The organism is Pseudomonas sp. GL_091 (assembly GCF_057837725.1).
In genome coordinates this window covers 4,392,234-4,404,488 of record NZ_CM174451.1, presented here as the reverse complement: position 1 = coordinate 4,404,488, position 12,255 = coordinate 4,392,234, and the positions used below count along the sequence as shown (strand labels likewise).

General features: G+C 56.7%; 10 protein-coding genes. 1 reads left to right on the top strand and 9 read right to left on the bottom strand.

Features of this window, described 5'->3' with window-relative positions; genetic code table 11:
• Window positions 1–209 precede the first annotated feature (209 nt).
• The gene (locus AC3ITY_RS20005; RefSeq protein ID WP_489304520.1) at window positions 210–1,664 is read left to right on the top strand and encodes a TrkH family potassium uptake protein; all 1,455 of its coding nucleotides are present in this window, start codon (window positions 210–212) and stop codon (window positions 1,662–1,664) included.
• 370 nt (window positions 1,665–2,034) lie between these two features.
• On the opposite strand, the gene AC3ITY_RS20000 is transcribed toward AC3ITY_RS20005, so the two are convergent.
• The 9 genes from AC3ITY_RS20000 to AC3ITY_RS19960 all read right to left on the bottom strand — a co-directional run bounded on the left by AC3ITY_RS20000 (window position 2,035) and on the right by AC3ITY_RS19960 (window position 12,237).
• Entirely contained in the window at window positions 2,035–2,511 is a 477-nt protein-coding gene (locus tag AC3ITY_RS20000) for a hypothetical protein (protein WP_489304519.1), read from the bottom strand.
• Between the two features lie 793 nt (window positions 2,512–3,304).
• Entirely contained in the window at window positions 3,305–3,757 is a 453-nt protein-coding gene (locus AC3ITY_RS19995) for a chromate resistance protein ChrB domain-containing protein (protein ID WP_223459406.1), read from the bottom strand.
• Window positions 3,758–3,840: 83 nt separating this feature from the next.
• Complete coding sequence (gene chrA, locus AC3ITY_RS19990; RefSeq protein ID WP_489304518.1) at window positions 3,841–5,199, bottom strand: chromate efflux transporter; 1,359 nt, start codon at window positions 5,197–5,199, stop codon at window positions 3,841–3,843.
• Window positions 5,192–6,136 (bottom strand): chromate resistance protein ChrB domain-containing protein, encoded by a 945-nt coding sequence (locus tag AC3ITY_RS19985; protein WP_489304517.1) that lies wholly within the window; start codon window positions 6,134–6,136, stop codon window positions 5,192–5,194. The genes chrA and AC3ITY_RS19985 overlap by 8 nt, the downstream gene beginning before the upstream one ends.
• A 174-nt stretch (window positions 6,137–6,310) precedes the next feature.
• Window positions 6,311–7,075, bottom strand: a complete 765-nt coding sequence (locus AC3ITY_RS19980; protein ID WP_046048975.1) for an ABC transporter ATP-binding protein — start codon at window positions 7,073–7,075, stop codon at window positions 6,311–6,313.
• 16 nt (window positions 7,076–7,091) lie between these two features.
• The gene (locus tag AC3ITY_RS19975; protein WP_489304516.1) at window positions 7,092–7,802 is read right to left on the bottom strand and encodes an ABC transporter permease; all 711 of its coding nucleotides are present in this window, start codon (window positions 7,800–7,802) and stop codon (window positions 7,092–7,094) included.
• Window positions 7,799–8,527, bottom strand: coding sequence for an ABC transporter permease (locus AC3ITY_RS19970; RefSeq protein ID WP_223443181.1), 729 nt, complete (start codon window positions 8,525–8,527; stop codon window positions 7,799–7,801). The genes AC3ITY_RS19975 and AC3ITY_RS19970 overlap by 4 nt, the downstream gene beginning before the upstream one ends.
• Before the next feature lie 55 nt (window positions 8,528–8,582).
• Complete coding sequence (locus AC3ITY_RS19965; RefSeq protein WP_489304515.1) at window positions 8,583–9,365, bottom strand: transporter substrate-binding domain-containing protein; 783 nt, start codon at window positions 9,363–9,365, stop codon at window positions 8,583–8,585.
• 655 nt (window positions 9,366–10,020) lie between these two features.
• Window positions 10,021–12,237: a DUF3604 domain-containing protein gene (locus tag AC3ITY_RS19960; protein ID WP_489304514.1), complete on the bottom strand. Its 2,217-nt coding sequence runs from the start codon at window positions 12,235–12,237 to the stop codon at window positions 10,021–10,023.
• Window positions 12,238–12,255 lie beyond the last annotated feature (18 nt).

The following is a 12,255-nucleotide window of genomic DNA, read 5'->3' as shown; positions in this document are numbered from 1 at the left end:
CTGGTGGTCGCTATCCGACCCAAAGCGGCCCTTCATTTCTGCATGCCTTGACGATGTACCGTTGCTCGTCTGTGAACACGATTGACTCATTGAAAACCCTCTGACGTACGCAGTCTGGGGAATTGCCAGTAGAAATTTTTACGTAAAATTTACGGGGCCTTGAGGTTGAGTATCTAATACTGCCCGGTGCTAATCTGGAAGGCTCTGTTATGTCCCTCGCAGCAATTCGACTTATCGGCTTCATCCTAGGCATTTTTCTGATCACGCTGGCCATAAGCATGGCTATTCCCATGATCACACTGGTGGCCTATGAGCGTAGCGACGATCTGTCGGCCTTTCTCTGGTCGAGTTTGATTACCTTCATCTGTGGCTTGTTGTTGATTGTGCGAGGGCGCCCGGATGCTGCCCAGCTTCGCCCTAGGGATATGTACTTGCTGACGACTGGCAGTTGGGTGGTTGTGTGCACCTTCGCAGCATTACCAATGGTGTTCATCAGCCATATCAGCTACACCGACGCATTCTTTGAAACGATGTCTGGCATCACAACCACTGGCTCGACCGTACTCACCGGTTTGGATACCTCATCTCCCGGTTTGTTGATCTGGCGCTCCATGCTGCATTGGCTGGGAGGCATCGGTTTTATCGGCATGGCTGTGGCGATCCTTCCACTGTTGCGAGTAGGCGGCATGCGTCTGTTCCAGACAGAGTCCTCAGACTGGTCGGAGAAAGTCACGCCGCGTTCCCATGTGGCAGCCAAGTACATTCTTTTTCTCTATCTGGGGCTTACCGGCATCGGAGCTCTGGCGCTCTGGCTCGCTGGAATGACGCCATTTGAAGCGGTCAATCATGCAATGTCGTTGATCTCTACCGGGGGGTTCTCAACGTCGGACGCCTCACTTGGGCATTGGGCGCAACCAGCGATTCACTGGGTGGCGGTGGCCATCATGATTCTGGGCAGCCTGCCGTTCACCTTGTACGTCGCGACATTGCGGGGCAATCGGCGTGCGCTGATCAAGGATCACCAGGTACGCGGATTCATTGGATTCTTGCTCGTCACTTCGCTGGCTGTGGGTACCTGGCTGTGCTTTCACAGCGATTACGGATGGTGGGATGCGTTTCGTATCGTGGCAGTCAATGTGACCTCGGTCGTCACGACCACCGGAATTGCGGTTGGCGATTACACTTTGTGGGGCAGCTTCGCTGTCTTGCTGTTTTTCTATTTGACCTTCGTGGGTGGATGTTCCGGCTCCACTGCAGGCGGTCTCAAAATTTTCCGTTTTCAGGTTGCTGCCGCTCTACTGGTCAGTAGTTTGAAGCAGTTGATCCATCCTCGAGCCGTGATTCAGAAGAAGTACAACGGTCATCCCATTGATGAGGAGATCGTGCGCTCGCTTTTGACCTTCTCGTTTTTCTTCACCATCACTATTGCTGCCATCGCCCTGGGCCTGGCCCTCATTGGGCTTGATTGGACAACAGCGTTGAGCGGTGCCGCTACGGCGGTGTGTAACGTCGGGCCGGGGCTTGGCACGATCATTGGGCCGGCCGGTAATTTCTCCTCATTACCGGATGCCGCCAAATGGCTACTGACCGTTGGCATGCTTCTAGGGAGACTGGAAATCCTGACTGTGTTGGTGCTCGTCACTCCCGTTTTCTGGAGATATTGACCCACTTTGTCGGGCTCTGAGTCTAAGAGGTGCATGGGTGGCAGTCGAATGGCTTGCCGCTGGTTTACGTAATCGCCAGCGACAATGTTGCGTCTTAGAAACGCGGCGAAGACAAAGTCACGACTGACCGCTATTGGCCGATGGCTGTCCGTCACCACAGGCAGTTATGGGGCGGATCGGCCTTTCAATCTAGAAACGACAGTTGAGCGATGCCCCAAACAAAGAAAGACAAGTACTGGCGCGGGTTTTCGGCCTTTTTTGACAACTGCGGAGCAGTTCCAAATGGGTGAGTCGGCGAATCGGCAGATCCCACGGCGCGACAAGCATTTGCTTTGGTTTGCTTTGGGCTCATCAACTGCCGTTTTTAGGTTCAATGGTCGTCCGAGAAGAGGATAGCGTCCCTCAAGCAGGCTGCAACCATCGCAAGGTCAGGCTCGATCCAGTCAAAGTCTGGGGCAGGAACCAATCGCTTGGGTACGCCACGATCCGCAAGATGGCGGATGAGGTCCTGCGAATCTTGAACGACGACCGGGTTGTTGTGCGCCTCAATGAAGAGGGCCAAGGGTATCCGGACAGTTTTGTCGTCCGCGATGTCCTGGGGCGGTTTCGCAATGTATTGCGTCATCAACGAATCGGTCAGGGGTATTGCCCCCAACAAGTCGTCGTCGGTATTAGGGACCAGCGCGACATACCCTTTACGAAGTTGGCTCGACAAATCCTCTGTCCGGCCGCTGAACGTAATGCAGGTCCTTTTGGAATCCCTATCGACAGCGGCGGCAAGGTCGTTCCGTTTACCGGCAACCGCGGCGCTCGGCTCGACTAACTTGATGCCGATGGATTCCACCATGGACAAATCAAGATTCCAGGCCAGCTCTTCGGGTCTTCGGGTCTTCGCGTTTTCCGCTCACGCAAGTGTGAAGAAAACTCTTCTTTGGTCCATCCGGTGACTTCGCGAATGTGTGCTCCGACCTCCTCGGCAAATCCAATGTCCCCGGCGAGTCCCCAGTGCGTCCCGAGGTGACATAACTTGCATAGGCACATGATGCGGGCGAGCTTCTGCGTCTTGGTACTCGCATCGAACGACCAACGTTCATGCGCTTCAGGCCGTCGCTCCGACGAACAAATCTCGCATTTCCCGTCCACCCGGTCCCTCACGTACTGACTGATCGCCTTCCAATGCGCTGGCGACATCGAGGTCCGGAGGTTCTTGAACCAAGCACTCGCAGGAAGCGTGTCCACATAAAAAACGTTGCCGCCGAACGACCGATCCTCGCCGGGCAGGCAGTCGCCGTACTTCGTCAGGTCAAGTGTTTGAGCTTTCATAGTCGGGATAATCATCCCTTCGATTTGTGAGCACTAAGTTCGGCCGTCACCCTTGAACGGGGTGCCGGTGACATCGATCGTTGAGCCGTTGGACGCTGAAGGACTCCATTTGGTCGAGTGTAGTCGCTCGCTTCGCGCCGTGTTCGACCCATTGCTGTCGGTGGCGACAGGCAGCAATTGGCCGATTTCTGCCTGTCGCGAAGGGCGACAATCGACCCATTGCAGACATTTACCGGCGCAACAATCAGCCGAATGACGATCACTGTCACTCATGTAGAAAGCCCAGCGCCAGGCTGGGCTTCGGTGAGCCTGTCTCCTCACATCTGCGGAGGCCAGTTATGTGATTCACCTTGGCATTCCTTGCACCAGGCGTAGAGCGCGTCATACATGATCAGACCGTGTGCCAGCATTTCATGGTCGTCGGCAAAGCACCGTGATAACCCTAGTGACATCGCGTACAGCCCAGCCGATTGTGGGGTCATCTCCAAGTGTGAGGTGTCGGCGCCACGCACGATTTTGGCCAGATACTGCAAGGCTGGTTCACTGAGTTGGTACTTTTTCAGGAACGCATCGAAACTGCACAATTCGCCCTCATGAGTCAGCTCTACGCCGGGAATATCGTAGGGTGCAGCGTCTTTCTCCGCTGCAACCCGCAGCACATCAGCGCTGGGCACGTACAGAAACTCGGGCTGTGGATCTATGAAACGGCTGATTAGCCAAGGACAGGCAATACGGTCAATCTTGGGTCGTTCACGGGTAACCCACCTCATAAGACACCTCCTGCCTAGCTCAGTAGGCTGGGTGATCGGGCGAGCCCAATGCCCGCCAGAGATTGCTGATCAACGGGTGTTCTCTAGCGCAGCAGATGCACTGCCAAGCCGACGAGCGCACAGCCCATCAACACCTGGATGACGCCCCGCTTGAAGCGAAACAGGGCAATCGCGGCGGCAATCGCGATCAACGCTGAAGGCCAGTCGAGGTTGCCGCCCAAGTCCTTTGGCCAAAGTACGTGATAGCCGAAGAAGCAAGCCAGATTGAGGATCACTCCAACCACTGCGGCGGTAATGGCGGTGAGTGGCGCAGTGAATTTGAGTTCGTTGTGGGTCGACTCCACCAGCGGGCCACCCGCGAGGATGAACAGGAACGAAGGCAGGAACGTAAACCAGGTCACCAAGGCGGCCGCGACAGCGCCAGCCAGAAACACCTGATCGGCCCCGAAAACTTGCGAGACATAGGCTCCGACAAAACCCACGAAGGCCACCACCATGATTAGCGGCCCAGGTGTGGTTTCCCCTAGAGCCAAGCCGTCGATCATCTGAGTTGGGGTTAGCCAACCATAGTGACCGACCGCGCCTTGGTAGACATACGGGAGCACAGCGTAGGCTCCACCAAAGGTCAGCAATGCCGACTTGGTAAAGAACCAGCCCATTTGGGTCAAGGTGCCTTCCCAACCAAAAACAACGGTCAAAACTCCCATCGGTAATGCCCATAGCCCGACGCCTATCAGTGCCAGCATTGCCAGTTTTAACCAACTGAACCGGGCATGTTCCGGGGACGGGGTGTCATCATCAATCAAGGCCGGGCCGAAGGACTTTTTCGTAGCGCTATGGCCACCGGCTCTGAACTTCTCGGGCGCCAGACGTCCGCCGACATAACCGATCAATGCAGCACCCAGCACAATCAACGGGAACGGAACATTGAACGCGAAGATTGCGGTGAATGACGCCGCCGCTATCGCCCACAACCAATTATTTTTCAAAGCCCGAGAGCCGATCCTATGGGCCGCCTGCACCACAATGGCCGTCACGGCGGGCTTGATCCCATAGAAGAGCCCGGCCACCACAGGTACTTCGCCGAACGCGATATACATCCACGACAGAGCGATCAGGATGAACAATGAGGGCAGCACAAACAGTGCCCCCGCAATCACTCCACCCCAGGTTCTATGCATCAGCCAACCGATGTAGGTTGCCAACTGCTGGGCCTCCGGTCCAGGCAGCAACATGCAGTAGTTGAGGGCATGCAGGAATCGGCGCTCGGATATCCAGCGCCGCCGCTCTACCAGCTCCTGGTGCATGATCGAAATTTGCCCCGCTGGCCCACCGAAGCTAATAAAGCCGAGCTTCAGCCAAAACCAAAACGCCTCACGCAAACTGACCGCTTCCGGCCTCGACAGATCCTCTTCAACCATTGATGCCAAAGCCTTATTCATTAGGTTGTTCCTCTTTCACAAACCCGGCGAGCAGGCCGTCGAAGATGGCGCTCGCAGCAGCCAGCAAATGGTCGTCGTGGCTAATGGTTTCACGTAGCCCTGCGAGCACGCGCTCAATGCCGGCAGCCTCCACCGGTTGAAGGCCTCCGACATCGAGGTAATGCACCAAAGCTGCAATGCGGTTCAGGCCGGACTCTTGAAGCTCAAAACTGGCTTGCAAAGTTTCGAAGCTCACGCGGTTGCCGACATGACTGAAAGCCGCGTCATCGAAGTCGAAGCCCAAGGCATCGGCCGGACAGTCCTGTGGCGTGTCCAGCCAGAGGATTTGAGCGTTAGGGTCAATGAAGCGGCGGATTAACCAGGCACAGGCCAGGCGGTCAACCCAAGGACGCTTACGAGTTGCCCAAACACGCCCCTGATAATCGCTACGGTTGAGTGCCGTTATGGGTTGGTTGCGGCTGTGTGGCTCGTCTGAAGACAGGGCTCTGCTGACGGCGATCTCAAGCTCTTGCAAGGCTACGTCAATCTGCTGCTTCGGCTTACCTGGGAAGTAATCGATGTTGGTCAGCTGGTCGTAGGTTTTACGCAGTTTGCGAACCTGTTTGGTGAAGGCCAAAGCGTTTTCAGGATTGAGCTGCCCACGGCACTCTTCGATCTCTGTGTGTAGCTTGCTGTAGTCATCGCTACGGTCGAACAACTCGACAAAACGCTCTCCGTTAGGATCTATGACAGGCAGGATAAATGCGGTGCCATTGATGGCCAGGATGTCGCGCTCGACAGCTACGAGCGCTTCACGACAGACATCGGTATCAGGCAACAGGTAGGCACCATCACGCAGAACTGCCGCACCAGCAGCTTTCAAAGCACGCCAGGCTCGCATGCGTTCGGTGGCATTGGCGGTTGGTAAACCAAGAATCAGAGTTAACCAATTTTTCATGTAGAGTTAGCTACTTATTATGTAGTAATAAGTACATTACTCTTGATTTTGGCGATTGGAAAGCTGCCCTTCGGAACCAGGCCGGCAACACTGATTGCTCAGGTTGAACGCGGGTGTTTTGAGGGTTGAGCCAGCGCCTTCGAGCGACCCTGCGGTCGCTCGAAGGCGCTCCGGTTACTTCAGGTTGCCGCTGAGGAACTGCTGCAGGCGCTCGCTTTTGGGGTTGCCCAATACGTCCTCGGGCGCACCCTGCTCTTCGACCCGCCCCTGGTGCAGGAACAGCACCTGGTTCGACACTTTGCGCGCAAAGCTCATTTCGTGGGTCACCATGATCATGGTGCGGCCTTCTTCGGCCAGCCCCTGGATCACCTTGAGCACTTCTCCCACCAGCTCCGGGTCCAGGGCCGAAGTCGGCTCGTCGAACAGCATGATCTCCGGTTCCATGCTCAGGGCGCGGGCAATGGCGACCCGTTGCTGCTGACCACCCGAGAGAAACGCCGGGTATTGATCTGCAACCCGTGCCGGCAAACCGACCTTGTCCAGGTAGCGCCGGGCGCGATCCTCTGCGTCCTTCTTGCTGACGCCCAGCACCCGGCGTGGGGCCATGGTGATGTTGTCGAGCACGGTCATGTGGCTCCACAGGTTGAAGTGCTGGAACACCATCGCCAGGCGAGTACGGATGCGTTGCAGTTCATTGGCGTCGGCCACGCGCATGCCGTGGTGGTCATGGACCATTTGAATCGGCTGGTTGTCCAGGCTCATGGCGCCGTCGTTGGGCGTTTCCAGGAAGTTGATGCAACGCAGAAAGGTGCTCTTGCCCGAACCACTGGCGCCAATCAGGCTGATCACATCGCCGGTCTTGGCGTTTAGCGAAACGCCCTTGAGGACTTCATGGTTGCCATAACTTTTGTGCAGGTTTTCAACGGTCAGTTTGTACATGAACAAGCATCCTGAATTAGTGAGCCGGGCCGAGGAAAGACAACCAACGGCGTTCAGCCAGGCGGAACAGGCCGACCAGCGCAAAAGTGACTGCCAGGTAGATCAACGCGGCGATGCCGAAGGACTGGAAGGTCAGGAAGGTCGCCGAGTTGGCGTCCCGCGCGACTTTCAGGATGTCCGGGATGGTCGCGGTGAAGGCCACGGTGGTCGAGTGCAGCATCAGAATCACTTCGTTGCTGTAGTAAGGCAGCGAGCGACGCAGGGCGGACGGCATGATCACGTAGGTGTACAGCTTCCAGCCGGTCAGGCCGTAGGCTTTGGCTGCTTCGACTTCACCGTGGTTCATGCTGCGAATGGCCCCGGCGAAGATCTCCGTGGTGTAGGCGCAGGTGTTCAGGGCGAAGGCCAGGATGGTGCAGTTCATCGCATCGCGAAAGAACGCATCCAGTACTGGCTGAGCACGCACCGCAGCCAGGCTGTAAATGCCGGTGTAACAAATCAGCAGCTGAATATAGAGAGGCGTACCCCGAAACAGATAGGTGTAGAACTGCACCGGCCAGCGCACCCAGACATTGGTCGAGACCCGCGCAATCGACAGCGGGATCGACATCACGAAGCCGAAGAAGATCGAGGCACTGAGCAGCCAGAGGGTCATGGCCAGCCCGGTGATGTGATTGCCGTCCTGGAACAGGAAAGGTTTCCAGTATTCCTGCAGTAGCTCGATCATCGCACGGCCTCCCGGGTGCCTGCGGCGTAGAAGATTTCCATCCGGCGCAAGACGTAGTTCGAAACGGTGGTTATCACCAGATAGATCAAGGCGGCCAGAATCAGGAAGAAGAACAGCTGATAGGAGCTCTTGCCCGCGTCCTGGGCCACCTTGACCAGATCGGCCAAGCCAATGATCGACACCAGCGCGGTGGCCTTGAGAATCACCATCCAGTTATTACCGATGCCCGGTAGGGCAAAGCGCATCATTTGCGGAAACACCACTAAGCGAAAGCGCTGAGCGCGGGTCAGGCCGTAGGCGGTAGCCGCTTCCATCTGCCCTCGCGGTACGGCAAGGATGGCGCCACGGAAGGTTTCGGTGAAATAAGCCCCGTAGATGAAGCCCAGGGTAATGACCCCGGCGCTAAAGGGGTTGATTTCGATATAGTCCCAGCCCAGTGCTTCGGTCAGGCTGGTCAGCCAGGTTTGCAGGCTGTAGAAGATCAACAGCATCAGCACCAAGTCCGGCACCCCGCGGATCAGCGTGGTGTAGGCCTGCGCAGGGACGCGCAGCAGTGCCGACTTCGAAAGCTTGGCGCTGGCGCCGATCAGGCCCAGGCCAACGCTCACCAGCAAGCACAGAAAGGATAATTTGACAGTCATCCAGGAGCCTTGCAGCAACAGCGGGCCGAAACCCTTAAGGCTAAAGCCTGACAGCCCAAGAATCTGCAATAGGTTTTCTAGCATTGAGTAGCCCTACGTCAATCAAAAAAGTGCCCATCCGCAAATGGGCGCAGGGTCATTATTTGCCGCTGTAGAGATTCAGATCGCCAAAGTGCTTCTGTTGGACGGCCGCATAGGTGCCATTGTCGTGCAGTGCCTGGATACCTTTGTTCAGCAAGGCCTGGAGCTCGGCGTTGCCTTTGGTCAGACCCACGGCGGTTTTGGCTGGCAGCAGGGGGCTTTCGACCGGCTCGCTGACTTGGAAGTCGGCGCCTGGTGGCGACTTCAGGAAGCCCAGTTCGGCTTGCAGCATGTCCTGGATCGAGGCATCGAGGCGTCCGGAGATCAGGTCAGCGTACACCTGGTCCTGGTTGGCGTAGGCCTGCGTCTCTACCCCAGCCTTGTCCAGCACGGCCTTGGCGTAGGCTTCCTGGATGGTGCCTTGCTCGTAGCCGACTTTCTTGCCCTTGAGGGAGACCGGATCGGTGCCGATGGCCGCGCCTTTCTTGAATACCAGCGCGGTCGGGCCAGAGAACAGCTCGCTTGAGAAATCGATAACTTTCTCACGCGCTGGCGTGGCGGTCATGGAAGAGATCACGCCGTCGAACTTGTTGGCCTTGAGGCCGGGAATCATGCCGTCGAAGTCACTTTCGACCCATTTACACTTGACCTTCAGCTCAGCGCAGATCGCGTTGCCCAAGTCGATATCGAAGCCCACCAGGCTGCCATCGGCGGCCTTGGATTCGAACGGCGCATAAGAGGGGTCGACGCCAAAACGCAACTCCTTGTACTCCTTGGCCAGCGCAGAACCGGCAGCCATGCACAAAGCCAATGCAGAAAGGGTGAGAAATGCTTTTTTCATTGTTTTATTCCCAAGGACCATCGAAAGCGCTTGTGCCGCAAGAGCGCGTGTACTGCGTGGCGAAATGTCTTATGCACACGCAAATACTTGTACAGACAAGCATATGCAATCACCCGGCCAATTCGCGGATTGGGCGTTTGAGAAAGCGCGTACAGCGCTCTGGGACGGGCTTCGCAGGCAGGTGAGCGCAGGGGGGAGGCAGCCTGCGAGGTTGTTACCAAAGCAGGTTTTTACACCCGGCTGGGGTATGCGGTAACAAAGTGTGAGATTAAGGGCGCCGACTTTTGGATACGTGGACGACGTGATTATTTTTCCACTTGGCATTCTGCTTGCCATTCGGCTGATGCCAATAGCAGTGCTGCAGGAGTGTCAGCTCAAAGCGGCTGAGCGGGAGGCTAGAAATTTGAAGCGCCCAGTGTAGCGGTCAGGAAAGACTGCTTCAGCCGATTGTTGCCTGTCGCGACTGACGGAAATCGACCCAACGCGAACCTCCATCGATGACTGCTTTCGGTAACACTGCCCCTTCAAGTATCAATGCCTGGATAAGTACATTGGGGCCGATTCGCGAACAGCTTTCTTTCTGAGCTACGGCAATATCGGTTCGCGTCAATCTGCCAGTACCGATGTATGCAGAACATCGGCGCTGGCTTCGGCGCTACTTGACCTCCTCAACCTCATAATTCACATAGCCGAATTCGTTGCTGCGAGCGGCCATGTATTTGCCGTTTTGCTCGAATACTGTGGCCTCGAAGGGTGTGCCGCCGAGTGTTGTCACTAGATGTCCGTCCTTGATTTCATATTTGGCCGGCACGCCAAACTGGCCGTCATGCAGCATGTTCAGGTATTCCCCTTGCGTAGGCGGCTTGCCATCGACGCTGGTGACCAGGCGTTGGCCTTCGGTGCCATAGACGATCTCGAACGTCTGGCCGGTGACGGTATTGCGCACCTTGATCGTTTTGCCCACCACGTAGGCTTGCAACTGCTCGTTAGTGAGCGCTTTGGCGCCTTCGGTTTTCAGCTGGTCGATGGTTTTGCCGGCAGCGACAAGTTTGCTGTCCTCAACTGTCGGCGTGTACCAGATCGGCGAAGTCCACGCACGTTCCTGGACGGTGGCCGAGACATCGGCCGGTGGTGGCACTTGCAACTTGGCCGCGTCATAGGTGCTCCAGCGCGGGGTTGGAATCTGTAGCACGCGGGCGTAGTAGAACGCGTGCAGGGCCGGATCGAAATCCGGATCGACCCAGACTTTTTTCAGCTCGGTGGCACCAATGGTATTGGTGTAGGTCGCCTTGGAAACATCGACCGTCGAGCCCACCGGTGGGATTTTGCCGGTGGCCTGGTCCAGTTGGCGATCACCGGACCAGGCGACGTCGTAGACCTTCTCGAAGGTCTGGCCGTTTTTGGTCCAGCCCTTGATGATCTGGATTCGGTCGAGGTTGCCATCGTCGACATCCTTGACCGCCCACACCACGAAGGACGGCGTCTGTTTGCCCTGTTTTGCCGGCAAGTCGCCGCCCATGGGAACGCCCTTGGCGTAGGCAGCATGCACCCAGTTTTTTTCATTCCACAAACCGCTGTCGAAGCCCCAGCCACCAAACATGCGCACGGGGATGCGCACGCCGCTGGTGCCATAGACTTCTTTGCGCTTCATGGCATCGAAGATCGATTCACGGGTGTTCTCTTCAGACCAGACACCGGCCAGACCGGAGGTGCTGGTTTGCAAGGCAATCAACCCCGAATTCTGTTTGCCGGAAAGACGCGCCGCCGGGGTGCTGTCGGTAAAGCCGTGGGAGCCGAAGTTGTAGCTCTGGGAATAAGGAATCACCCCATTGTGCGAGTCACTGGCGCCGACCACGCCCATTTTGTAAGGGTTGTATCCACGAGCTTGCTGCAAAGCCATGCCGTTTTGCCAGGCTTGCCTTACGTAACTGCCATTGATTTTCGACGTGCTGTTGTCGATGCCGAGCAGGAAACTCATGACTTCATAATTGGCAAATTCGTCTGTCGGCGACAGTTCGGGGTGGGTTTCCGAGGTGCCCTTTACCTGGTGAATTTCGGTAAGGGATTCATTGCGCATCCGCGACTCGGCCCAGGCGGCATCGATGGGGCGGCCACGGTCATCGACGTCCACCGGAAACATCAGGCCGTTGCTGAGGTTGGCGTTGTGGGAGATCGCCAGCACCTCGTTGCCTTTTTTGCGTTGGTCGTCCATCCAGCCCCACAAATCCTCCGGTTTGTCCGAATCGAGGGCCGTGAAGGGCATGTCCGGCACCTTCTTCGAGTCGCGGAAAAACACATTGCGGTGCATGTTTTGATTGTTGGGGGCTGAGGTCCATTCATAGGCGACAAACGTGGTGAACTTGCCGGGCTTGTAGTACTTGTCGGCGATGGCGATGTTCTGCTGCCAGATACTGCCGGCAACCTTCGGATCAATCAGCTCCTTGATCGGGTGGCTCAAGCTGCCGGCGATCCATTTGAACACCCGGTTGAAATCTTCCGGGGTTTTGACAATCAGCTTTTGCGCGATGGGCAGCTTGCTGAAGTCTGACTTCGGATCGTTGGCCAGGGCGATCACGCCCACGTATTCCGAGTGGTCGGTCACGCCATGGAAATCCAGCGGGCGACCCTTGAGTTGCACTTCAAACCCCATTGGATGCTTGATCGGCATCCCAAGTGAGTATTGGTACGTCTGCTCGGGATCGACCTGGTGATTGCCGATCAGGTAGGCATCAATCGACCAGGAGCTGTGCGAGTGCGTCTGACCAAAGTAAACCTCGCGATCCGGGTTGCCCTCCGCCAATGCCAGCGTGCTGACAGTTAACACGGCGCAACCGAGCAGTGTTGGCGCGGTGAAGTGTGTAGGGGTTTTCATATTCCACGTCTCCGGAAT